This window comes from Bordetella genomosp. 7, assembly GCF_002261265.1.
GTDB lineage: Bacteria > Pseudomonadota > Gammaproteobacteria > Burkholderiales > Burkholderiaceae_B > Bordetella_A.
Genome location: NZ_NEVK01000003.1, coordinates 786,622 through 808,194, shown reverse-complemented (window position 1 = coordinate 808,194; position 21,573 = coordinate 786,622). Strand labels below are relative to the sequence as shown.

At 65.4% G+C, this 21,573-nt stretch carries 17 protein-coding genes; 6 read left to right on the top strand and 11 right to left on the bottom strand.

Annotated features, from left to right (window positions below; translation table 11 throughout):
• Positions 1–21: 21 nt before the first annotated feature.
• The 9 genes from CAL19_RS06120 to CAL19_RS06080 form a co-directional block, all read right to left on the bottom strand.
• A complete protein-coding gene (locus CAL19_RS06120; protein ID WP_094796264.1) occupies positions 22–927 on the bottom strand; it encodes a GntR family transcriptional regulator in 906 nt (301 codons plus the stop codon).
• 4 nt (positions 928–931) lie between these two features.
• A complete protein-coding gene (pdxA, locus tag CAL19_RS06115; RefSeq protein WP_094796263.1) occupies positions 932–1,987 on the bottom strand; it encodes a 4-hydroxythreonine-4-phosphate dehydrogenase PdxA in 1,056 nt (351 codons plus the stop codon).
• A complete protein-coding gene (dtnK, locus tag CAL19_RS06110) occupies positions 1,984–3,198 on the bottom strand; it encodes a D-threonate kinase (protein WP_094796262.1) in 1,215 nt (404 codons plus the stop codon). Before dtnK ends, pdxA begins: the two co-directional genes overlap by 4 nt.
• Before the next feature lie 2 nt (positions 3,199–3,200).
• The gene (locus CAL19_RS06105) at positions 3,201–4,229 is read right to left on the bottom strand and encodes a 2-keto-3-deoxygluconate permease (RefSeq protein WP_094796261.1); all 1,029 of its coding nucleotides are present in this window, start codon (positions 4,227–4,229) and stop codon (positions 3,201–3,203) included.
• Between the two features lie 476 nt (positions 4,230–4,705).
• Positions 4,706–5,629, bottom strand: coding sequence for an ectoine hydroxylase (thpD, locus tag CAL19_RS06100; protein WP_026638349.1), 924 nt, complete (start codon positions 5,627–5,629; stop codon positions 4,706–4,708).
• A 16-nt stretch (positions 5,630–5,645) separates the two neighbouring features.
• A complete protein-coding gene (locus CAL19_RS06095) occupies positions 5,646–6,047 on the bottom strand; it encodes an ectoine synthase (RefSeq protein ID WP_026638350.1) in 402 nt (133 codons plus the stop codon).
• The gene (gene ectB / locus CAL19_RS06090; protein WP_026638351.1) at positions 6,044–7,351 is read right to left on the bottom strand and encodes a diaminobutyrate--2-oxoglutarate transaminase; all 1,308 of its coding nucleotides are present in this window, start codon (positions 7,349–7,351) and stop codon (positions 6,044–6,046) included. Before ectB ends, CAL19_RS06095 begins: the two co-directional genes overlap by 4 nt.
• Before the next feature lie 107 nt (positions 7,352–7,458).
• On the bottom strand, positions 7,459–8,022 hold the full coding sequence (gene ectA, locus CAL19_RS06085; RefSeq protein ID WP_094796260.1) for a diaminobutyrate acetyltransferase: 564 nt from the start codon (positions 8,020–8,022) through the stop codon (positions 7,459–7,461).
• The gene (locus tag CAL19_RS06080) at positions 8,019–8,567 is read right to left on the bottom strand and encodes a MarR family winged helix-turn-helix transcriptional regulator (protein ID WP_094796259.1); all 549 of its coding nucleotides are present in this window, start codon (positions 8,565–8,567) and stop codon (positions 8,019–8,021) included. Before CAL19_RS06080 ends, ectA begins: the two co-directional genes overlap by 4 nt.
• A gap of 342 nt (positions 8,568–8,909) precedes the next feature.
• Here CAL19_RS06080 and CAL19_RS06075 point away from each other — a divergent pair, with 342 nt between their 5' ends.
• From CAL19_RS06075 to CAL19_RS06060, 4 genes are all read left to right on the top strand, one after another.
• The gene (locus CAL19_RS06075) at positions 8,910–9,812 is read left to right on the top strand and encodes a MurR/RpiR family transcriptional regulator (protein ID WP_231494521.1); all 903 of its coding nucleotides are present in this window, start codon (positions 8,910–8,912) and stop codon (positions 9,810–9,812) included.
• A 73-nt stretch (positions 9,813–9,885) separates the two neighbouring features.
• The gene (locus CAL19_RS06070; protein WP_026638355.1) at positions 9,886–11,226 is read left to right on the top strand and encodes an aspartate aminotransferase family protein; all 1,341 of its coding nucleotides are present in this window, start codon (positions 9,886–9,888) and stop codon (positions 11,224–11,226) included.
• Between the two features lie 116 nt (positions 11,227–11,342).
• Positions 11,343–12,347: a TAXI family TRAP transporter solute-binding subunit gene (locus CAL19_RS06065; protein WP_026638356.1), complete on the top strand. Its 1,005-nt coding sequence runs from the start codon at positions 11,343–11,345 to the stop codon at positions 12,345–12,347.
• 131 nt (positions 12,348–12,478) lie between these two features.
• Positions 12,479–15,094: a TRAP transporter permease gene (locus tag CAL19_RS06060; protein WP_026638357.1), complete on the top strand. Its 2,616-nt coding sequence runs from the start codon at positions 12,479–12,481 to the stop codon at positions 15,092–15,094.
• A 132-nt stretch (positions 15,095–15,226) separates the two neighbouring features.
• Here CAL19_RS06060 and parC read toward each other — a convergent pair whose 3' ends face one another.
• Positions 15,227–17,542 carry a DNA topoisomerase IV subunit A gene (gene parC / locus CAL19_RS06055; RefSeq protein WP_026638358.1) on the bottom strand — a complete coding sequence of 772 codons (2,316 nt, stop codon included), beginning with the start codon at positions 17,540–17,542 and terminating at the stop codon, positions 15,227–15,229.
• Positions 17,543–17,582: 40 nt separating this feature from the next.
• Positions 17,583–19,544 (bottom strand): DNA topoisomerase IV subunit B, encoded by a 1,962-nt coding sequence (locus CAL19_RS06050; RefSeq protein WP_026638359.1) that lies wholly within the window; start codon positions 19,542–19,544, stop codon positions 17,583–17,585.
• Between the two features lie 306 nt (positions 19,545–19,850).
• Between CAL19_RS06050 and trxA the strand changes: the two genes are divergently transcribed.
• Together trxA and rho are read left to right on the top strand one after the other, a co-directional pair.
• Complete coding sequence (trxA, locus tag CAL19_RS06045; RefSeq protein ID WP_026638360.1) at positions 19,851–20,177, top strand: thioredoxin TrxA; 327 nt, start codon at positions 19,851–19,853, stop codon at positions 20,175–20,177.
• 104 nt (positions 20,178–20,281) lie between these two features.
• A complete protein-coding gene (gene rho, locus CAL19_RS06040; RefSeq protein ID WP_026638361.1) occupies positions 20,282–21,538 on the top strand; it encodes a transcription termination factor Rho in 1,257 nt (418 codons plus the stop codon).
• The last annotated feature ends 35 nt before the right edge of the window (positions 21,539–21,573 follow it).

The following is a 21,573-nucleotide window of genomic DNA, read 5'->3' as shown; positions in this document are numbered from 1 at the left end:
ATACCACTGCGCGTCGGCGCATCAGCCCCCGGCCGTCTGGGCGCGCAGCCTGCGTACCGTATCCAGCGCCGAGCGCAGGTTGGCCTCGAGCGATTCGAGCCCCTGTGGACTCTGCGCCGCGGCATCGCCCGCCGCATTGCCGCCGGACGCCCCGGGAAGCGCGGCATGGATCTGTTCGCCGGCCGGGCCCACGTCGACATCGAACACCAGTTTTTCGGCGCGATGCCAGGTAGTAAACCACTCGAGGGGCTGGCCGTGCTGGTCGTACCCCTGCCCTTCCAGCATCAACAGCGGGCTGCCGGCGGGCACCTGCAATTCGGCCGCAAGGGCGGCATCGGCCGCCACGGCGCGTATGCGGTTGCGGCCGCGGCCGGGATGCAGGCCGTACCGCAGCGCCAGCGTACGATGCAGCGATGCATCCTGCAGGTGCCCGGCGGACAGCCCCGGCAGGCGGGCGCGCGGCAGCCATGTGCGCACGAACGCCAGAGGCTCATCGTCGACGCGCCGCAGCCGCTCGAGCACCAGAGTCTCGGGGGTATTGAAGAATGCCGCGACCTCGGCAGGCGGCTCGGCCGGTTCGAAACGCAGCACGCGTGTGAGAAGCGTGGTGCCTGTGTGGGCGAACTGCTCAAACAGCCCTGTGGAACGCTGCACCATGCGGTGGTGCTCGCGTGCCGGGGCCACCGTGGGTGCGCGGCCGGGCTCGCGGTGGATCAGGCCTTCGGCCACCAGCGCCGCGAGCGCCTGCCGGACTACGCTGCGCGCCACCCCGAATTGCCTGCACAATGCCGCCTCGCTGGGCAGGACGGTGCCCGGCGCCCACTGCAGTTCGCGGATGTCGCGGCGCAAGGCCTGAGCCACCTGGACGTGCAGGGGTTGAGTGCTGGACCGGTCAACCGGCCCCTCGGGTTCGGCGGCAAACGCCATGGAATCAGTCTCCGGTGGTGGAGCGCGCAGTTTCCCATACATGCGACCAGCCCGGGGCCAGATGGGCGGCGCGTTCGGCAGCCAGCACCAGGCTTTCTTCGCGGGCGATGCCCTTGCCGGCGATGTCGAACGCCGTGCCGTGGTCGACCGACACGCGCACCACCGGCAGCCCCACGGTGATGTTGACGCCGTCATCGCCATACACCGACTTGAACGGCGCATGGCCCTGGTCGTGATAGCAGGCGATGACGAATTTCCATTTGCCGCGCACGGCCTGCGGGAACAAGGCGTCTGCGGGGATGGGGCCGGCGGCGCGGATGCCCGCCGCGTTGGCCTCGGCCACGGCAGGGGCCAGGATGTCGGCGTCTTCGGTGCCGAAAATGCCGTTTTCCCCTGCGTGGGGGTTCAGGCCTGCCACGGCCACGGGCTCGTCGCCGCGCCCGAGCGCGCGAGCGAACGATCCGGCCAGCCGCAGCACGGCGCGCATGCGCTGCGGGTTGACGTCTTCGATGGCCTGCCGCAACGACACGTGGGTCGTGGCATGGAAGATGTACAGGTCGCCCGCCGAAAGCACCAATGAAAATGTCTTGACGCCGAACTCGTGTGCCAGCAACTCGGTATGGCCGGGCCACTTGTGGCCCGCCAGGTGCATGGCCGCCTTGTTCAGGGGCGCGGTGACGATGCCGTCGATGCGTCCCGCGCGGGCCAGCGCGCAGGCGGTGGTGACAAAGCGCACCGAACCGTCGCCGGCGTCGGCGCTGAGTTCGCCTGGCGGCACATGCTCGAGCGTCGGACCAGCCTGGATGATCTCGATCGTGCCCGGTGTGTTCTGCACCTGCTCGGGCCCTTCGACCACCCGCACGCGCGATGCGTCGGCGCCCAGGGCCAGCGCAGCCTTGCGCATCGCGCCCGCATCGCCTACCACCACCAGGCGGGCCTTCTGCCGCAGGTCGTCATGGCCCAGCAGCATCTTTGCGGTGATTTCCGGCCCGATGCCGGCGACGTCGCCCAGCGTAACGGCCAGAGTAGGAATGCGGACAGGCGTTGCGTCTTGTGTCATGCGGGAAACCTCCGTTCGCGGACCGCACGCGCGGCCCGGATCAATACATCGTCAGTGCCAAAGCCGCCGGCCTTGGTCACAATGGGTAGCCCGGCGGCCCTGCCGCCGGTAAGCGTGCCCAGGGGCACGCCGCCCATCACCTCGTCCACCAGTGCGATGCCGCCGGCCTGCAGTGCGGCCAATACGGCGCTGGCGCCATCGCCGCCCGTCGCCACCACGCCTGCTGCGGCGTCGCCCTGGATAAGCCGGCCCGCCAGTTCGCCCAGGCGGGCGGCGACGACGTCGGATTCGAGATCGTCGCGCCGACCCTCGGGGGCCAGCAACAGCAACGTGCCCGGGCCGCTCGCCGCGGCTTCGGATTCGCAGACCTGCGCGGACCAGTCGCGCCAGGCATTTGCATCGGCCAGTTGTGCCAGCGAAGGCGACCAGGTGCGGGCGCCCGCCGCCTGCAAAGCCTGCGCCTGTCGGCGCGAAGCGCTGTGCTGCGACGTCACCACGACAATAACCGTTCCCTGCGATTCGGCGCCGGCCCACAGGCGCGCCAGCGGAATGGCCAGGCCGCCCGACCCCACCGGCAGGGCGCGCTCGCCCATGAGCACGATGGCCTGGGCCAGGCGATCCAGTTCGCCGGTGGTCTGCGCATCCACGACCACGACAGCTCCGGCAGCCGCGATGCGGCCGGCCAGGTCATGCGGCGATTCATCATCACGCATGGACAATTGCGCGCCATCCAGCAGCGTGGGGATATGGTTTTCGGTAACCGGCGTCACGGGGTCGGTGGCCGCCGAAGTTTCTGTGACCGGCCGGCCGTCTACATAAAGCACGCCCTCGCGCACCGTACGTCCGGTTGCCGGAAACGCCGGGCACACCACCGCCACCGCGTCCTCGCGCCAAGCTGCGCGCGCCGCGTCGATCTCGGCGCGAAACGCCCCGCGCAGTGTCGAGTCGACTTTTTTGTACAGGCGCCGCACACCGGCCGCACGCAGCGCGGCGACATCTTCGCGCACCACGGCGGCTGCCTGCGCGCCGGGCAGCGGACGGCTGTGCGTGGTTACCGCGATAACTTCGGCGCGGTGGGCTGCCGGGTCGGACAGTGCCTGGCTGGCGCGGCCCACCGACAACTGCGTGGGCCAACCGGCGCGCACGAATTGCACAGCCGTATCGCCCGACCCTGTCAGGTCGTCGGCCACGATGGCGATGAATGGCGCCATGCTTACACCCGGGCGTCGGGAATTGCCTGCGCGGGTTCGCCCATGGCGAGCGCCACATCTTCAGCAGGCTTGAGCTCGCCGGCGCGCTTCAGGAAATACGACGCGAGCAAGGGGGCCATGATCGAGCTGATCAGCACGCATGCAGCGACCTGCGCCGTGGCGGTGCCGACGTACTGCTGCAGCGACGGATCGGCTGCGGCCACGACGGCCGGGGTGGCGATCGCGTTGCCGGCGGTGGTGCCGGCCGCAAAGCCGATACCGCTCTTGCCGCCACGACGCAGAATGTAGCGGTAGCCCAAGTACACGAGATAGCCGGTGATGGGGCTGATCAACAGGCCCAGGATAAGGCCGCTCATGCCGCCCGACACGACGGCGCCCAGGTTGATGCCCGTGCCCAGCGCAAAGGCGAAGAACGGGATCACGATGTTCGGCACGGGTTTGAGCACGTTGCGCCATTGCACATCGAGGTTGCCCACCACCACGCCAAGCAGAAACGGCACCAGGGCGGCGATCAGCGCGCTCACCGGAATATCGGCCAGGCCCGACGCGCCCAGGAACAACAGGCTGAAGAAAGGGCCGTCGTTGACGGCGCTGGCCACATAAGCGCCGCGGTCACGGCTGTCGCCGTATTGCCCCGTATAGGCCAGCCACAGGCCACCGTTGCTGTTGTCGAAGGCGGCCAGCATCGCCAGGATGGAGACACCCAGCACGCCGTCCAGGCCCACGTAGCTGCCCAGCAGCACAATCAGCGTGGCCGGCACGATGGTTTTTGTCAACAGGATGGTGCCCGCCGTGGCCAGGATAGGCCCGCCAGTACGCATATTGACCTGGGTGCCCGTGGCGAAGATCAGCAGCGCGATCAGCGGCAAGGCGCTGTTCTTGAACAGCGCCGTGGTGAACCCGCCAATTGCCAGCGCGTCGGGCGCGAACGTGCCGATGATGGATCCCAGGATCAAGGGGAGCAACATCAGCCCGCCCGGCACCTTCATCATGGCGGCGAACATGGGAAAACGGGAAACCTCGGAGGTCATGAAGTGTCTCCAGTACCTTGTCAGGAAGTAGGTAGCAGGCCTGGCTGGCCCGGTGAACCGGGATATTCCGGCGCGTAAAACGGCTAGTGTACCCGATACGTACAGCCTGTACGTACAGTATCCCTACCCTGCGGGTGCTCATAGCCATCGTACCGGCAAGTCGGGCAGATCCGGCGCCCGGGGACACCCGCAGGGAGCCAGCCACGCACTCGGCAAATGTGCGGCTCCGTGCTGATGATGGGTGTCTGACACCCTTCGGGAGTCAGACACCTGTTGGGCGGAATGCGCGGACTAATGCTGCTGGGGGTGTCTGACACCCTTCGGGAGTCAGACACCTGCTTGCGGGGGTTGGGTGTCTGACTCCCGGAGGGTGTCAGACACCGTTCAACAAGCGCACATCCGGCCACGCGTAGCGCCTGAAAACAAAAACCCCGCAGGGCGGACCTTGCGGGGTTGAAGGGAGCGACCGGCGCCGCCTATTCGACGAGCTTGAGCTTGTCCAGCGGCGTGACGGCCTTGAAGGCCTTGCGGGTGGCGATGTGCTCGGGGCGCGGCTCCAGCCCGTACTTGGGCGGCTGCAGCGTGTTTTCCATGCTGTTGTACACCATGAACACATTCGAGCGCGGCCACGGCGAAATGTTGCTGTTGGAGCCGTGCATCGTGTTGCAGTCGAAGAACACCACGGAGCCGGCCTTTGCCGTCATCGTGCGGATGCCGCCCTGCTCCACCAGCAGTTGCAGGCTGACCGGGTCGGGCACGCCATACTCCTGCTTCTTCAGCGACTGCTTGTAGTGGTCACGCGGCGTCTCGCCCACGCACGAAATAAACTGGCGATGCGAGCCCGGCACCAGCATCAGCGGGCCGTTGCACTCGTTGTTGTCGGTAAGCAGCACCGAGCAGCTCAGCGCACGCATCGACGGCATGCCGTCCTCGACGTGCCAGGTTTCGAAATCGGAATGCCAGTAGAACTCCTTGCCCTTGAAGCCCGGCTTCAGGTTGGCGCGCGACTGGTGGATATACACCTCGGAGCCCAGCAGCTGACGGGCCACGTTGGCCAGGCGCGGATCGCGGGTCAGGCGGGCAAGCATGGGGCTCAACACATGCACCATGAAGATCGAGCGCACCGCATTGCTGCCCGGCTCGGTAATGGCCTCTTCGCGGCGCACAATGGCCGGGTCGCGCGTCATGCGCTCGACCTCATTCACGAGGGCCTGGACTTCTTCTTCGGTAAACAGGTTTTCCAGAAGCAGGAAGCCATCCTGTTCATAGCGCTGGACCAGGTCGGCCGACAACGCATCGGCGTACTTTCCTTCGCCATAGACCACCGGGTCCTGACGGGCAATGATGGCGGAACTGCGATCCGTACGCGAGGCGTACGGATCCTGTGCAGGTGAGATCATGTTCGTCCTCCTGTTCTCAAGCCGCTTCTTCTTCGGCGGGCAGCGCATAGACGCCTTCGGCATCGTGCACTTCCTGACCGGTCAGCGGCGGGTTGAATACGCAGATGACGCGCAGCGGCTCTTTACCGCCGCACAGCCAGTGTTCGTCGTGTTCGTTCAAGGCATACACCACGCCCGGCCCCAACTCGTACGTCTTGCCGTCGGCAACGGTCTCGATCGTCCCGTCGCCTTCGATGCACCAGACCGCTTCAAGATGGTTCTTGTAATGGATGTGGGTGCGTCCGCCGGGAAAAATGGTGGTCTCGTGAAACGAAAAGCCCATGCCGTCCTTTTTCAGCAGCACGCGGCGGCTGACCCAGGTTTCGGTGCGGACTTCGTCCGGAGTGCCAATCACATCTTTCACATTGCGTACGATCATCGACGTTTTCCTCCAAATTTCAATACTTGGGCAGATTGCCCCGATTCGCCCAGCGCGTCGGCCACTGAGGCCTCGATGGCTTCCAGGCCGCGGGCCAGATGTTCATCTTCGATGGTGAGCGCGGGCAGCAGCTTCAGCACCTCGTCATGCGCGCCCGACGTCTCGATGACGACGCCACGCTTGAATGCGTGCTGCGCGATGCGGTTGGCGAGAGCCGGTTCCGCAGTGGCCACCAGACCCTGGATAAGCCCGCGACCCCGCACAGCCAGGCCGGCGTTGGGGAAGCTGTGGGCCAGGTTTTCGAGCCAGTCGCGCACCAGGCGCTCCTTGCGCTGCACTTCGTTGGCGAACGCATCGCTGGACCAGTAGGTGTCCAGGGCCTGCGTGGCCGTGACAAAAGCCAGGTTGTTGCCGCGGAACGTGCCGCTGTGCGCGCCGGGTTTCCAGATATCGAGTTCCGGCTTCATCAGCACCAGCGACATGGGCAGGCCATAGCCCGACAGGGACTTCGACAGCGTAATGATGTCGGGGCGGATGCCGGCCGACTCGAAGCTGAAGAAGCTGCCCGTACGGCCGCAACCAACCTGGATGTCGTCGACGATCAGCAGCATATCGTGGCGGCGGCACAGCTTTTCCAGCTCTTTCAGCCAGCGCAGCGTCGCCACATTGACCCCGCCCTCGCCCTGCACCGTTTCCACGATGACACCGGCGGGCTTGTCCATGCCGCTGCTGGGGTCGTCCAGCATGCGTTCCAGATAAGCAATGGTGTCGACGTCGGGACCGAAGTACCCGTCGTAAGGCATGAAGGTGGTGTTGCCCAGCGCAAAGCCGGCAGCATCACGGAACTTCATGTTGGCCGTGGCGGCCAGCGAACCGCCGCTGACGCCGTGGAAACCGTGAGTGAACGAGATAATGTTGGGGCGCCCTTTTACCTGGCGCGCGATCTTCAGCGCGGCCTCGACCGCGTTGGTGCCCGTGGGGCCGGTGAACTGCAACGTGTACTGCCAATTACGCGGCTTGAGCAGCACGCGATCGACGGTTTCAAGAAACTGCTTCTTGGCGCTGGTGGCCATGTCCAGGCCGTGCACCACACCATCGGACTCGAGATACTCGAGCAGCTTTTCCTTGAAGACAGGGTTGTTGTGGCCGTAATTGAGAGTGCCTGCACCACTGAAAAAATCGATGTATTCGCCGCCGTCTTCATCGATCAGGACAGAGCCTCTCGCCTGGTTGAATATCACCGGAAACGACCGGATGTAGCCACGCACCTCCGACTCCATCCGGTCAAAGATTTTCAAGTCCATAGGATCCTCCCTTCATTTCGTGAATTGACGGATACAGCGGTGCCGCACGGCCCGCAAGACCGTGAAACCCGTGCATCCCCTTTCGATAGGCACTTGCCTGGCCGCCCCTAGCGGGACGGCAGCGAGAACGGGCCTATCTTCAACAGCATCTCGTCGTCATGGTCCGCACCCCCGAACAGCTGCCTGTCGAAGAAGGGCTGTTCGGAGATATGCGCGCCGAGCTCGCCGGCCAAGCCGGCGAAAGTACGGCGCGAAGCCTGGTTGCCAGGCCCCACCGTGGTTTCAAGATGACGAACATGCGCGAGCCCCGGGCGCTGCAGGAGCTCGCCTAGCATGGCGCGGCCCAATCGCTGGCCGCGCGCGCGGGAATGCACCGCAACCTGCCAGACGAAAATCACGTCGGGCCGGTTGGGTGGCAAATAAGCGGAAACAAACCCATCGATGCGGCCGCCGGCGCTTTCGGCCACCACGCAGGTGTCGGAAAAGTGCTCGCACAGCAGCAGATAGGCGTACAGGGAATTGACGTCGAGTGGCGGGCACTCGGATATGAGGCGATGCAGCGCGGCGCCGTCGCTGCGGCGGGGGGCGCGGAACTGCGCGCGCGCTGCCGCCGCCGCCGGCTGGGCAGCCGTGGTAATAGGTGAGTTGGGTTCCAGATTCACTTCCCTCATACGACCAGTCCCGATTCAGGTGGCGTGCCGCCCGTGGGAACTTCAAGAATGGGCGAGGCCACATCGCCATGCGTTTCCACCGCATGCCCTTCTTGTTCCATCAGCGCGACGATGCGCTCGAGCGCGAGCGTGATGGTGGCCTGCTCGAGCTCGGGCAACGCGTTCAACGCGTCGGCCAGGTGCTTTTGCAGGGGAGAAGGCGCCTTGTCGGCCAGTTCGCGGCCGGCATCGGTGGCGGTTACGAATACGATGCGCCGGTCTTCGCGACCGCGCTCGCGCCGCACCAGCCCTTTGTCTTCGAGGCGGTCGAGTATGCCCACCACCGTACTGGGGCTGACGTGGATTTCACGGCTGATAGCCGTGGCAGTAAGCGGCCCATTGGCGATTACTGTGCGCAGGCACATCAGCTGCGGCGCCGTGATGTGGCTGACCGCCGCCAGCTGGCGCGAATGCAGCGCGATCGAGCGCGTGATGCGGCGCAGGGCACGCAGAATGCGCAGATCGTAATGCTGCTGGGGCGGTTCGGGCTTCGTGACGTTGTTCATGACTGAAAATAGTTCAGTAGGATTAATTTCTACTCAAATCATTCTACCCAGATAATATGTGCTGCCGGGCCGCAGGTCAACCTTGCCTGTCCATAAAATGTGAACAAATGCGTTCAGATTTCGGCAAGTTGACGAACAATGCGTGCAATTTACCTATTACCCGGAGAAAATCCTCCTGCACCCTGGCTGGTAGCAATTAGCTTGCCCGAGGCGTCGGGGAATACCCTGAGGCGCCAGGAAACACATGTTTTTTAGTGCAGGATTTATTTATCATGTGTTTTTTTGTGCGCCTGGCCTCTTTTAACCGTGTTGTCTTCGCCCCCTTTGCCGGTCATACAGCGGTTGCAAAGCTTGCTCGAGCAATTGCCGCCCGAACTGCAGCGCGCCGCGCACTGGGTAGCCGACCACCCCGCCGAGGTGGGCCTGTGGTCCATGCGTCGCCAAGCCCAGGCATTGGGCGTGGCGCCGGCCACAATGCTGCGGCTGGCCCGTGCTGCCGGCTTTGACAGCTACGAAGATTTCCGCGCGCCCTTCCAGGCTGCCCTGACGGGCGTGCGCCCCGCCAGCCTGCGCGAGCGGGCCGCCGAACTGCAGGCCGCCCAAGGCGACACGGACACACCGGGGCACGACGCCCTTACCGAACTGCAGTCCCGCGCCATCCGCTCGGTGTGCTCGCTCAACAGCTCGGTAGCCTTTGACGCCACCGTCAAGACCTTGCTGCAGGCTCGCCAGGTGGGCTTTCTGGGCACGCGCTCTGCCTTTGGCATTGCCTTCCAGATGCATTACGCGTACCAGCTGGTGCTGCGCAACAGCGTACTTATTGACGGCCTGGGCGGACTGGAAGCCGAATCTATCGATAACCTGCGCGATTGCGACGCATTGATCGCGATTTCACAGTCGCCCTACCCCGCCGCCACCGTACGGCTGGCGCGCCAGGCGGCGCAGCAGGGCGTGGCGGTTATCGCCCTGACTGACGACGCGTTGTCGCCGCTGGCGGTCGATGCGCGCCACGTGCTGGTGTTCGAGCGCCCCGACCGCGACGGCGTGCGGCACCAGCCAATGCAACGGGGTCCGGGCTCATTCTTCCATACCACGGCGGGCCTGCTCGGGCTGGCCGAACACCTGATCGCGCGCCTGACGGCGCGCGGCGGCGTCGAAGTGCTGAACCGCCTGAGCGAAATCGAAGAACGCATGCAGGCCGACAAGGTTTTCTGGTCTACGCACCCGATGCAGCACAGTCCCTGACCGCCGCGCCCCGGATGTTTCACGCAGACGCCGCGCGGCGCCCTTTCTTGCCTACTTACCTGATACGACCGACATGAGCACCACCCACGTCTTTCACCGATCATTGCGCGCCACGCCTGCCGTGGCGGTACGCGGCCAGGGCGCCTGGCTATATGACAGCGCGGGGCGCGCCTACCTGGACGGATCCGGCGGCGCCGCCGTGTCGTGCCTGGGCCACAACCACCCCGATGTGCAGGCGGCCATGCACGCACAGATCGACCAGTTGGCCTATGCGCATACCAGCTTCTTCACCACCGAAGTGGCCGAGCGCCTGGCCGACAACCTGGTGCAGCACGCGCCGGCCGGCACCAGCCATGCGTACTTTGTGTCGGGCGGCTCCGAGGCTGTCGAGGCCGCGCTGAAGATGGCGCGGCAGTATTTCGTCGAAATCGGCCAGCCGCAGCGCCGGCACATCATCGCCCGTCGCCAGAGCTACCACGGCAATACGCTGGGCGCCCTGGCGGTAGGCGGCAACGAATGGCGCCGCGAGCAGTTCAAGCCGCTGCTTATCGACGTCACGCACGTTTCGCCCTGCTACGAATACCGCGACCGCCGCGACGACGAGACCCCGGAAGCCTACGGCGAACGCCTGGCTCGCGAACTCGACGACACCATCACGCGGCTGGGCGCCGACAGCGTGATGGCTTTCGTGGCCGAGCCGGTGGTGGGCGCCACGGCAGGCGCCCTGACACCGGTGCCGGGCTATTTCCGCCGCATCCGGGAAGTGTGCGACCGTTACGGCGTACTGCTGATCGCCGACGAAGTCATGTGCGGCATGGGCCGCACCGGCACCCTGTATGCGGTGGAACAAGAGCAGGTCGTGCCCGACCTGATCACCATCGCCAAGGGGCTGGGCGGCGGCTACCAGCCGATAGGCGCGGTCATGGCGCAGGAAAAAATCGTGGCTGCCATGAGCGCCGGAACCGGCTTCTTCCAGCACGGCCACACCTACCTGGGCCATGCCACCGCCTGCGCCGCCGCGCTGGCCGTGCAGAACGTCATCCAGCGTGACGGCCTGCTGCAGCGCGTGCGCGACCAGGGCGCGGGCCTGCGCGAGCGGCTGCAGGCAACGCTGGGCGAGCATCCCCACGTCGGGGATATCCGCGGCCGCGGCCTGTTCATGGGCGTGGAACTGGTGGCTGATCGCGCCACCAAGCAGACGTTCGACCCCCAGCTCAGCCTGCATGCCCGCATCAAGCGCGAGGCCATGTCCCGCGGGCTGATGGTTTACCCCATGGGCGGTACTATTGACGGCCAGCGCGGCGACCACGTACTGCTGGCGCCGCCCTTTATTATTTCTGACGACGAACTGGACCAGCTGACCGAGCGGCTGGCGGGCGCGATCGACGCGGCCATTGCCCAGACCCGGTCGTAGGATTATTGACGCGCCAGGGCACAACCCCGGCGCCGCTACGCCGCGCCCGGACACGGGCGCGCCAATCGCCGGAAACACCGGTATTCTTACGGGGAAAATCCTCAAAAGGAGTTTGTATGAGCAAGTCTGTCAAACACACCTTGGGCACTAAAAAAGGGTGGGGACTGGCCGCGGCGTGCGCGGCGGTGGCGATGGCATTCGCCGCTCCCGCGCCTGCTTCGGCGCAACAGAAGTTCGTCAGCATCGGTACTGGCGGCGTGACGGGCGTCTATTACGCCGCCGGCGGCGCCATCTGCCGCCTGGTCAATAAAGACCGTTCGTCGCACGGCATCCGCTGCTCGGTCGAGTCCACCGGCGGCTCGGTGTTCAACGTGAACACCATCAAGGCGGGCGAACTGGACCTGGGCGTGGTGCAATCCGACGTGGGCTACAACGCCTTCAACGGCGTGGGCCAGTTCAAGGACGCCGGCAAGTTCGACAAACTGCGCTCGGTGTTCTCGATCCACCCCGAACCGTTTACCGTAGTGGCGCGCAAGGAAGCCAACATCAAGTCGTTCGAAGACTTCAAGGGCAAGCGCTTCAACGTGGGCAACCCCGGCTCCGGCACGCGCGCCTCGATGGAAGAGCTGCTGGCCACCATGGGCTGGACGATGAAAGACTTCGCCCTGGCTTCGGAACTGCGCCCCGATGAGCACGGTTCGGCGCTGTGCGACGGCAAGATCGACGGCTTCTTCTATGGCGTGGGCCACCCCTCGGCCAACATCCAGGACCCCACCACCACGTGCGGCGCGCAACTGGTGTCGCTGACGGGCCCGGCGGTCGACAAGCTGGTGGACAAGTACCCCTACTATGCCCATGCCACCATCCCCGGCGGCCTGTATCCCAGCAACCCCAACGACACCAACACCTATGGCGTGACGGCCACGTTCGTCACCTCGGCGGATGTGCCTGATGAGGCCGTCTACACGGTTGTCAAAGCGGTGTTCGACAACCTCGACGACTTCAAGAAGCTGCACCCCGCTTTTGCCCACCTGAAGGCTGAAGACATGGTCAAGAACGGCCTGTCCGCGCCGCTGCACCCCGGCGCCGAGAAGTACTTCAAGGAAAAAGGCCTGCTGTAATGCTGCGCCGGCCGGCCACGCGCGCACCGCGGCGGCGTGGCCGGCCCTGCTTTTCACCATAGCGCCCCGGCGCGCACCGTGCACCAGCGCGGCGCGCGCTTGCGGGCCACCCGAACATTCTGGGGAAATTAATGAAGACCGAGCCGTCTACTACGACAGCCGATCTGGAACAATTGGTCGCGGATGTCGATCGCGGCGGGCGCCAGTGCGGCGGCATCGCCGGCGCCACGCTCGCCATCGGCGCCCTGATGTGGTCGCTGTTCCAGCTTTGGTATGCGTCGCCCCTGCCCTTTGCGTTGAGCTGGGGCATTTTCAACGACACCGAGGCGCGCGCGCTGCACCTGGGCATTGCGATGTTCCTGGGTTATCTGGCCTATCCCGCCCGCAAAAGTTCCCCGCGCGACCGGATGCCGCTGCACGACTGGGTGCTGGCCTTCATCGCGGCTTTCTGCGGTGCGTACCTGTTCCTTTTCTATAAAGAGCTGGCGGGCCGCCCCGGGCAGCCCACCACGATGGACGTGACCGCCGCCGCCATCGGCCTGCTGCTGCTGCTGGAAGTCACGCGCCGCTCGCTGGGCCTGCCCATGACGGTACTGGGCGCCGTGTTCGTGCTGTATGTGCTGGCAGGCCCCTGGCTGCCCGATGTACTGGCCCACCGGGGCGCATCCATCGAACGCCTGGCCTCGCACATGTGGCTGACCACCGAAGGGGTGTACGGCGTGGCGCTGGGCGTGTCAGTGTCATACATCTTCATCTTCGTGCTGCTGGGGTCGCTGCTGGACAAGTGCGGCGCCGGCAATTACATGATGCAGGTATCGTTCGCCCTGCTGGGCCATTTGCGCGGCGGGCCCGCCAAGGTGGCCGTGGTGTCGTCGGCCGTCAACGGCCTGGTGTCGGCGTCGTCGGTGGCCAACGTGGTCACGGGCGGCATCTTTACCATTCCGTTGATGAAAAAGGCCGGTTACGGCGGCGTCAAGGCCGGCGCGATCGAAACGGCTTCGTCTGTCAACGGCCAGATCATGCCGCCGGTGATGGGCGCCGCCGCTTTCCTGATGATCGAATACGTCGGCATTCCGTACACGGACATCATCCGCCACGCCATCCTGCCCGCGTCCATTTCCTATATCGCGCTGTTCTACATCGTGCATCTGGAAGCGCTCAAGCTGGGCATCCAGCCCATGATGGCCGGCGGCAAGCCGCGCACGGCGCTGCAGAAGCTGGCCGGCTGGGGCATGGGCATTTCCGGCACGCTGATCGTCATGGGGCTGATCTACTGGATCGGCATGGGGGTCAAGGCCGTCGCAGGCGACGCCGCGCTGTGGATACTGCTTGCCATCCTGGTGGCGCTGGACATCTGGCTGTTGCGCATCGCCGCGCAGCATCCCGACCTGCCCGAAGAAATCAGCGTCACCAACCCGGTGCGGCCCGAACCCTGGCCCACGGTGCGGGCGGGCCTGCACTTCCTGATCCCCATCGGGATACTGGTCTGGTGCCTGAGCATCGAAGAACTGTCGGCCGGGCTGTCGGCCTTCTGGGCAGCTGTGGCCATGCTGCTGCAGATGGTCACCCAACGCCCCATCATGGCCTGGTTCCGCGGCCAGGAGGTCGCCCCCGCCTTGGGGCGCGGCTGGCGCGAAGCCATCGGCGGGCTGGAGGACGGCGCACGCAACATGATCGGCATCGCCATCGCCTGCGGCACCGCGGGCCTGATCGTGGGCGCCATCACGCTGACCGGTCTGGGCCTGCGCATGACCGCGTTCGTCGAACTCATTTCGATGGGCAACGTGCTGCTGATGCTGGTCTTCACCGCCGTGGTGTGCCTGATCCTGGGCCTGGGCATGCCGACCACCGCCAACTATATCCTCATGGCCACCCTGATGGCTCCGGTAGTGGTGGAACTGGGCGCGCAGAACGGCCTGGTGATTCCCCTGATCGCCGTGCACATGTTCGTGTTCTATTACGGCATCATGGCGGACATTACGCCGCCAGTGGGTCTGGCCACGTTCGCCGCGGCGGCGATCTCCGGCGAAGACCCCATCAAGACCGGCATACAGGGAACCACGTACGCCCTGCGCACGGCGGTACTACCCTTCATGTTCGTCTTCAATCCGCTGCTGCTGCTGATCGACGTGCATGGGTGGGCAGAACTGCTGCTGGTCGTGGGTGGCGCCACGCTGGCATCGCTGACTTTCGCGGCCGCCACGCTGGGCTGGATGCGGGTGCGCTGCAATGCGTTCGAGGTCGTTATTCTGCTGCTGGTGACCTTCATGCTGTTCCGTCCGGACTGGTTCATGAACCACATATCGGACAAGTATGAAGACCGGCCTGCCGCGGATATCGTCTCCATCGCCGCAGACATGCCCGATGGCGGCCGCCTGGTGGCCGTGCTGCATGGCATGAACATCGAAGGCGACGAGCTCACCAAAACGGTGGCCGTGGCACTGCCCGCGCTGCCCGAAGACGACACCAGCACCGGCGCGGCCGCGGGCCGCAAGCGTCTGGCCGAGGCCGGCCTGATGGTGACCGCGCTGGGCGACCAGGTGCAGATCGGCGCCGTGCAGTTCGGCAGCCGCGCCCGCCGTGCAGGCTGGGAACAAGGCTGGGATGTGGTCAGCGTCAAGACGCCCAACCCGCAACGCCCGTCGGAGTTCTGGGTGTATGTGCCTGCGCTGTTGCTGCTGGCCATGGTGTGGGCCATGCAAGGCCGGCGCGAAAAGCGCCAGAACGGCGGCCTGGCCGTCGCCTGACGGCGCCGAAGGCCGCTCACGCCAGTGTCTGAGCCCCCGCGGCAGCCAGACACTGGCGTGCCTGCCGGTTACCGGGGCGTCTGACTCCCACAAGGGCGTCAGACGCCATTTCCGGGCCGACTTCTTGCTTCTTTACAGTACCGGTGACAGCACGGGTTGCTTGGGCCGCACGTCCAGCATGCGGCCCTTGCGGGCGCGCTTGCCCACGTAGGGCTCCAGCGCCGCGCCGGCCAGAATGTCTTCGGTGGGCTTGTTTCGGTAGATGCCGGCTGCGCGCAGGCCGCCTGCACCGACAGGCACGGTTTGCGCCAGCTTGTCGGCGGCGTCCAGGCCCATGAGCACAGTGCCGCGCCCCCCGCCGGAAAGCACCTTTACCTCGTCCAGCCCGAAGACCAGGCACTTGCCCTTGGCCGACAGCAGCGCAAGTTGCCTGGCGCCCTCGAAAAGCGGCACCGGCCGCAGCAGCGCGTCGCCCTGCTCGAGCGTGATGAACTGCTTGCCGGCGCGCTGGCGCGACATCATGTCGCCATGACGCACGGCGAAACCGAAACCGCGCTGCGTGGCCAGCAGCCAGCGGGTGTCGGCGCTGGCCACCACGCTGTGCACAATGCGCGTGCCGGGGCCCAGGTCGATCATCGAGGTGACCGGCTGGCCATCGCCGCGCGCCGACGGCAGCCCGGCCACGGGCACGGAGTACACCCGGCCGTTGTCGCCGATGGCGATCAGGGTGTCGGTGGTGCGGCATTCGAAAGCGCCGTACATGCTGTCGCCCTGCTTGAAGCTGAACTGCGACGCATCATGGCCGTGCCCCTGGCGAGCCCGCAGCCAGCCCTTCTGCGAAACGATGACCGTAACCGGCTCGTCCAGCACCTTGGTCTCCAGCACCGCGCGCTCCGCCGTTTCGATCAGCGTGCGGCGGTCGTCGCCGTATTGCTTGGCATCGGCCTCGATTTCCTTGATGAGCAGGCGCTTGAGCGCAGCGGGATTGTCCAGCAGCTCTTGCAGGCGGCCCTGCTCTTCGCGCTTGCCTGCCAGTTCTTGTTCTATCTTGAAGCCTTCCAGGCGGGCCAGCTGCCGCAGGCGCATTTCAAGAATGTCTTCGGCCTGCCGTTCCGACAGCCGGAAGCGTTCCATCAGCGCGGGCTTGGGCTCGTCGGATTCGCGGATGGTCTGGATGACCTCGTCCACGTTCAGGTACACGACCATGCGCCCTTCCAGCACATGGATGCGGTCGATGACCTTGTCCAGGCGATGGCGGGTGCGCCGCACCACGGTGTCGGTGCGAAACGCCACCCATTCGGTCAGGATGTCGCGCAGGCCCTTCTGCCGGGGCCGGCCGTCGGTGCCGATGCACACGAGGTTGACCGGCACGCTGCTTTCCATGCTGGTCTGGGCCAGCAGCGTATTGACGAACTCGTCGCGATCGACGCGCGAGGTCTTGGGCTCGAACACCAGCCGCACGGCCGCGTCCTTGCCGGATTCGTCGCGCACCGCGTCCAGCAGATTGAGCATGACGGCCTTGCTCTGCTGCTGGTCGGGCGTCAGCGTTTTCTTGCCCGCCTTGACCTTGGGGTTGGTGATTTCTTCGATTTCTTCGAGCACCTTCTGGCACGACGTGCCGGGCGGCAGTTCATACACCACCAGCTGCCACTGCCCGCGCGCCAGCTCCTCGAAGCGCCAGCGGGCCCGGGCCTTGAGCGAACCGCGGCCGGTGGCGTAAATCTGGGCGATATCGGCCGGCGGGGTGATGATCTGGCCGCCGCCCGCGAAATCGGGCCCCGGCACCATCGCGTGCAGTTCTTCGTCAGGCAGCCTGGCCTGCTTGATGAGCGCAACGCAGGCCTGGGCGACTTCGCGCAGGTTGTGCGACGGAATTTCAGTGGCCATGCCCACTGCAATGCCGGACGCGCCGTTGAGCAGCATGACGGGCAGCCGCGCCGGCAGGCTCTGCGGCTCGAGCTGGCTGCCGTCGTAGTTGGGCGCGAAATCAACGGTGCCCTCTTCGAGTTCGTCGAGCAGCAGGCGCGAGAAAGGCGTCAGGCGCGCTTCGGTATAGCGCATGGCCGCCGCGTTGTCGCCGTCGCGCGAACCGAAGTTGCCGTGCCCGTCGATCAGCGGATAGCGCAGTGTGAAGTCCTGCGCCATGCGCACCATGGCATCGTAGGCAGCCTGGTCGCCGTGCGGATGGTATTTGCCCAGCACGTCGCCGACCACGCGCGCGGATTTCACCGGCTTGGCGCCAGGGCCCAGCCCCATGTCCTGCATGGCATATAGGATGCGCCGCTGCACGGGCTTCTGGCCATCGCCCACATCGGGCAAGGCGCGGCCGCGCACCACGGAAACCGCATAGTCCAGGTAAGCCTGTTCGGCGTAGCGGGCCAGCGTGATGGCCTCGTCGGCCTCGTTGGCCGCCGCATCGAACAGGCCGGGTTGGTTGCTGTCTGTCATTGGTTTTCGGAGTTGCGTAAAGACTGGCGGGCGGGGCGGCTCAGATGTCGAGCTCGGCCAGGTTGCCCTTTTCTTCGATCCAGGCGCGGCGCTGCGAAGATTCGCCCTTGCCCATCAGCATGTCGAACATGCGCGTGGTGTCTTCGGGCGTAAGGCCGCCGTAGCCCACCGGCAACAGGCGCCGCGTATCTGGGTTCATGGTGGTTTCCCAGAGCTGTTCGGGGTTCATTTCGCCCAGCCCCTTGAAGCGGCTGATGCTCCAGGCGCCTTCGCGCACGCCTTCCTTGCGCAGCTTGTCCTGCGCCGCTTCGAGCTCGCCCGTGTCCAGGCAGTAGATCTTGCGGGCCGGACGCTTGCCTTGCGCGGGGACGTCCAGGCGGAACAGCGGCGGCCTGGCCACGTACACATGCCCCGCCTCGACCAGCCTGGGAAAATGGCGGTAGAACAGCGTCAGCAGCAGCACCTGGATGTGGGAACCGTCTACGTCGGCATCGGACAGGATGCAGATGCGACCGTAGCGCAGGCCCGACAGGTCGGGCGTGTCGTCCGGCCCGTGCGGATCCACCCCGATGGCCACCGCGATGTCGTGGATTTCGTTGTTGGCGAACAGGCGATCGCGGTCGACTTCCCAGGAATTGAGCACCTTGCCGCGCAGCGGCAGAATGGCCTGGAATTCCTTGTCGCGGCCCATCTTGGCCGAGCCGCCCGCCGAATCGCCTTCGACAAGGAACACTTCGGTGCGGCTGGCGTCGGACGATTCGCAATCGGTGAGCTTGCCCGGCAGCACCGCAACGCCCGAACTCTTGCGCTTTTCGACCTTCTGCGCCGAGCGCGCGCGCGCCTGGGCCTGGCGGATGGCCAGTTCGGCCAGCTTCTTGCCATATTCGACGTTGCTGTGCAGCCAGAGGTCGAGCGCGCTCTTGACGAAGCCTCCCACCAGCCGCACGGCGTCGCGGCTGTTCAGGCGCTCTTTGATCTGCCCCTGGAATTGCGGGTCGAGCACCTTGGCCGACAGCACAAAGCTGGCGCGGGCAAACACGTCTTCGGGCAGCAGCTTGACGCCCTTGGGCAACAGGCCATGCAGTTCGGCGAAACCCTTGACCGCGCCGAACAGCCCTTCGCGCAGCCCCGATTCGTGCGTACCGCCCGCCGGCGTGGGGATGAGGTTGACGTAAGACTCGCGCACGGCGTTGCCGTCTTCGGTCCAGGCCACCACCCATTGGGCGCCTTCGCCGTCGGCGAAGGTTTCGTGGTCGGCGTCGGCGTATTGCTGCCCTTCGAAGAACGGCACCATGAGCGCCGCGCCGGCCAGCGCCTCGGACAGATAGCCGCGCAGCCCTTCGGCGTACTGCCACGTTCGGGTGTCGCCGGTTTTCTCGGTGACCAGCGTGACCTTGACGCCCGGCAGCAGAACGGCCTTGCTGCGCAGCAAGTGCGTCAGTTCGCCCAGCGGAATGTGCGGGCTGTCGAAGTACTTGGCGTCGGGCCAGACCCGTACGCGGGTGCCGGACTTTTTGCGCCCGGGCTCGGAATGCGGGGCCAGGCTTTCGGCGACATCGCCGCCCTGGAACACCAGGCGGTGCGCGCCGCCATCGCGCCACACCACCACTTCAAGGCGGCTGGCCAGCGCGTTGGTGACCGACACCCCCACCCCGTGCAGCCCGCCCGAGAACGCGTAGGCGCCGCCGCCCTGCTTGTCGAACTTGCCTCCCGCATGCAGCCGGGTGAATACCAGTTCGACCACCGGAGCGTTTTCTTCGGGATGCAACCCTACCGGAATGCCGCGCCCGTCGTCTTCGACCGACACGCTGCCGTCGGTGTGCAGGGTGACCTGGATCTGCTTGCCATAGCCGGCCAGCGCCTCGTCGGCGGCGTTGTCGATGACCTCTTGCACCACGTGCAAGGGATTTTCGGTGCGGGTGTACATGCCCGGGCGCTGGCGAACGGGCTCGAGCCCCTTCAGAACCCGGATGGACGCTTCGGTGTAACGTGGTGTAGCCAAGTTATCCCCAACATCTGTGGAAAAAAACCGACATTTTACGGACAAGTCCAGATTCTGCGCGGCCTGAGGTGGGATGCGCACGACCTGACCACGCCCGAATTCGGTACCATGGAGTGCTTGCAGCCCGGCTGCCGCGCCTACCAGGCCGGCGATGCCCCGGGGCCGCGCCGCCACATCCTACACAAAAGCGGCGACCCCTGTTGTTATCAACAGTGGTATGCTTGAATCCTTGTTTTTATCCATCCAGAACAAACCGAAAACGGCAGAGTCGCCCGCGCGGCCCATGCTGCTGAACCGAGAATCACCATGAGCGAGCAAATCAAGAACGTCAGCGACGCAAGCTTCGAGGCCGATGTGATCAAGTCCAGCCAGCCGGTGCTGGTCGATTACTGGGCCGCCTGGTGTGGCCCGTGCAAAATGATCGCCCCCATCCTGGAAGAAGTCGCCGCCGAATACGCCGGCCGCCTGACGGTCGCCAAGCTCAACGTCGACGAAAACCAGGATACCGCGGCCAAGTACGGCATTCGCGGCATTCCCACCCTGATGCTGTTCAAGAATGGCCAGGCAGCCGCCACCAAGGTCGGCGCGCTGTCTAAATCGCAACTCACCGCCTTCCTGGACGGCGCGTTGTAAACTACGTGAATCCCGTGCGCCGGCACTGCCGGCGCCCATATGCCGCGCGGGCCCGTCCGTGGCCCGCCGCCAAAGCCCTTCTCTGATATCCCCCTTTCACCGCGATGCACCTTAATGAACTGAAGGCGCTGCACGTCTCGCAGCTGCTGGAAATGGCCGCCGGCCTGGAAATCGAAAACGCCAACCGCTTGCGCAAGCAAGAGCTCATGTTCGCCATCATGAAACGGCGGGCCAAGCAGGGCGAGCAGATTTTCGGCGACGGCGTGCTGGAAGTACTGCCCGACGGTTTCGGATTTTTGCGTTCCCCCGAAACCTCGTACCTGGCCAGCACCGACGACATCTACATCTCGCCGTCGCAGATCCGGCGCTTCAACCTGCACACGGGCGACTCCATCGAAGGCGAAGTCCGCACCCCCAAAGACGGCGAGCGCTATTTCGCCCTGGTCAAGGTCGACAAGGTCAATGGCGTGGCGCCCGAGGCGATCAAGCATCGCATCATGTTCGAGAACCTGACGCCGCTGCATCCCAACCAGCCGCTGCGCCTCGAACGCGACATCAAGAGCGAAGAAAACCTCACCGGCCGCATCATGGACATCTTCGCGCCCATCGGCAAAGGGCAGCGCGGCCTGATCGTGGCCAGCCCCAAGTCGGGCAAGACGGTGATGATGCAGCACATTGCGCACGCCATCACCACCAACTACCCGGACGCGGTAATGATCGTCCTGCTGGTAGACGAGCGCCCCGAAGAAGTCACCGAAATGCAGCGTACCGTGCGCGGTGAAGTCGTGGCCTCCACCTTCGACGAGCCGGCCACCCGCCACGTCCAGGTGGCCGAGATGGTCATCGAGAAGGCCAAGCGCCTGGTCGAAATGAAGAAAGACGTGGTGATCCTGCTGGATTCCATCACCCGCCTGGCGCGCGCCTACAACACGGTGGTGCCGGCCTCGGGCAAGGTGCTGACCGGCGGTGTGGACGCCAATGCCCTGCAGCGTCCCAAGCGCTTCTTCGGCGCGGCGCGCAACCTCGAAGAAGGCGGCTCGCTCACCATCCTGGGCACGGCGCTGATCGAAACCGGCAGCCGCATGGATGAAGTCATCTATGAAGAATTCAAGGGCACCGGCAACTCCGAAGTCCACCTTGAACGCCGCCTGGCCGAAAAGCGCGTCTATCCGGCCATCAACCTGAACAAGTCGGGCACGCGCCGCGAAGAGCTGCTGATCAAGCCCGAGTTGCTGCAGAAAGTCTGGGTGCTGCGCAAGTTCATCCACGACATGGACGAAGTACAGTCGATGGAGTTCATCCTCGACAAGATGCGCGCCACCAAGACCAACGCCGAATTCTTCGAGATGATGAAGAAATAACGCGCGCCCTGCCCGGCATCCGCGAGTTGCCGGGC

Bases quoted from the DNA above. Each gene is read 5' to 3' on its own strand.
- CAL19_RS06120 (WP_094796264.1), bottom strand. From the start codon at position 927: ATGGCGTTTGCCGCCGAACCCGAGGGGCCGGTTGACCGGTCCAGCACT.
- pdxA (WP_094796263.1), bottom strand. From the start codon at position 1,987: ATGACACAAGACGCAACGCCTGTCCGCATTCCTACTCTGGCCGTTACG.
- dtnK (WP_094796262.1), bottom strand. From the start codon at position 3,198: ATGGCGCCATTCATCGCCATCGTGGCCGACGACCTGACAGGGTCGGGC.
- CAL19_RS06105 (WP_094796261.1), bottom strand. From the start codon at position 4,229: ATGACCTCCGAGGTTTCCCGTTTTCCCATGTTCGCCGCCATGATGAAG.
- thpD (WP_026638349.1), bottom strand. From the start codon at position 5,629: ATGATCTCACCTGCACAGGATCCGTACGCCTCGCGTACGGATCGCAGT.
- CAL19_RS06095 (WP_026638350.1), bottom strand. From the start codon at position 6,047: ATGATCGTACGCAATGTGAAAGATGTGATTGGCACTCCGGACGAAGTC.
- ectB (WP_026638351.1), bottom strand. From the start codon at position 7,351: ATGGACTTGAAAATCTTTGACCGGATGGAGTCGGAGGTGCGTGGCTAC.
- ectA (WP_094796260.1), bottom strand. From the start codon at position 8,022: ATGAGGGAAGTGAATCTGGAACCCAACTCACCTATTACCACGGCTGCC.
- CAL19_RS06080 (WP_094796259.1), bottom strand. From the start codon at position 8,567: ATGAACAACGTCACGAAGCCCGAACCGCCCCAGCAGCATTACGATCTG.
- CAL19_RS06070 (WP_026638355.1), top strand. From the start codon at position 9,886: ATGAGCACCACCCACGTCTTTCACCGATCATTGCGCGCCACGCCTGCC.
- CAL19_RS06065 (WP_026638356.1), top strand. From the start codon at position 11,343: ATGAGCAAGTCTGTCAAACACACCTTGGGCACTAAAAAAGGGTGGGGA.
- CAL19_RS06060 (WP_026638357.1), top strand. From the start codon at position 12,479: ATGAAGACCGAGCCGTCTACTACGACAGCCGATCTGGAACAATTGGTC.
- parC (WP_026638358.1), bottom strand. From the start codon at position 17,542: ATGACAGACAGCAACCAACCCGGCCTGTTCGATGCGGCGGCCAACGAG.
- trxA (WP_026638360.1), top strand. From the start codon at position 19,851: ATGAGCGAGCAAATCAAGAACGTCAGCGACGCAAGCTTCGAGGCCGAT.
- rho (WP_026638361.1), top strand. From the start codon at position 20,282: ATGCACCTTAATGAACTGAAGGCGCTGCACGTCTCGCAGCTGCTGGAA.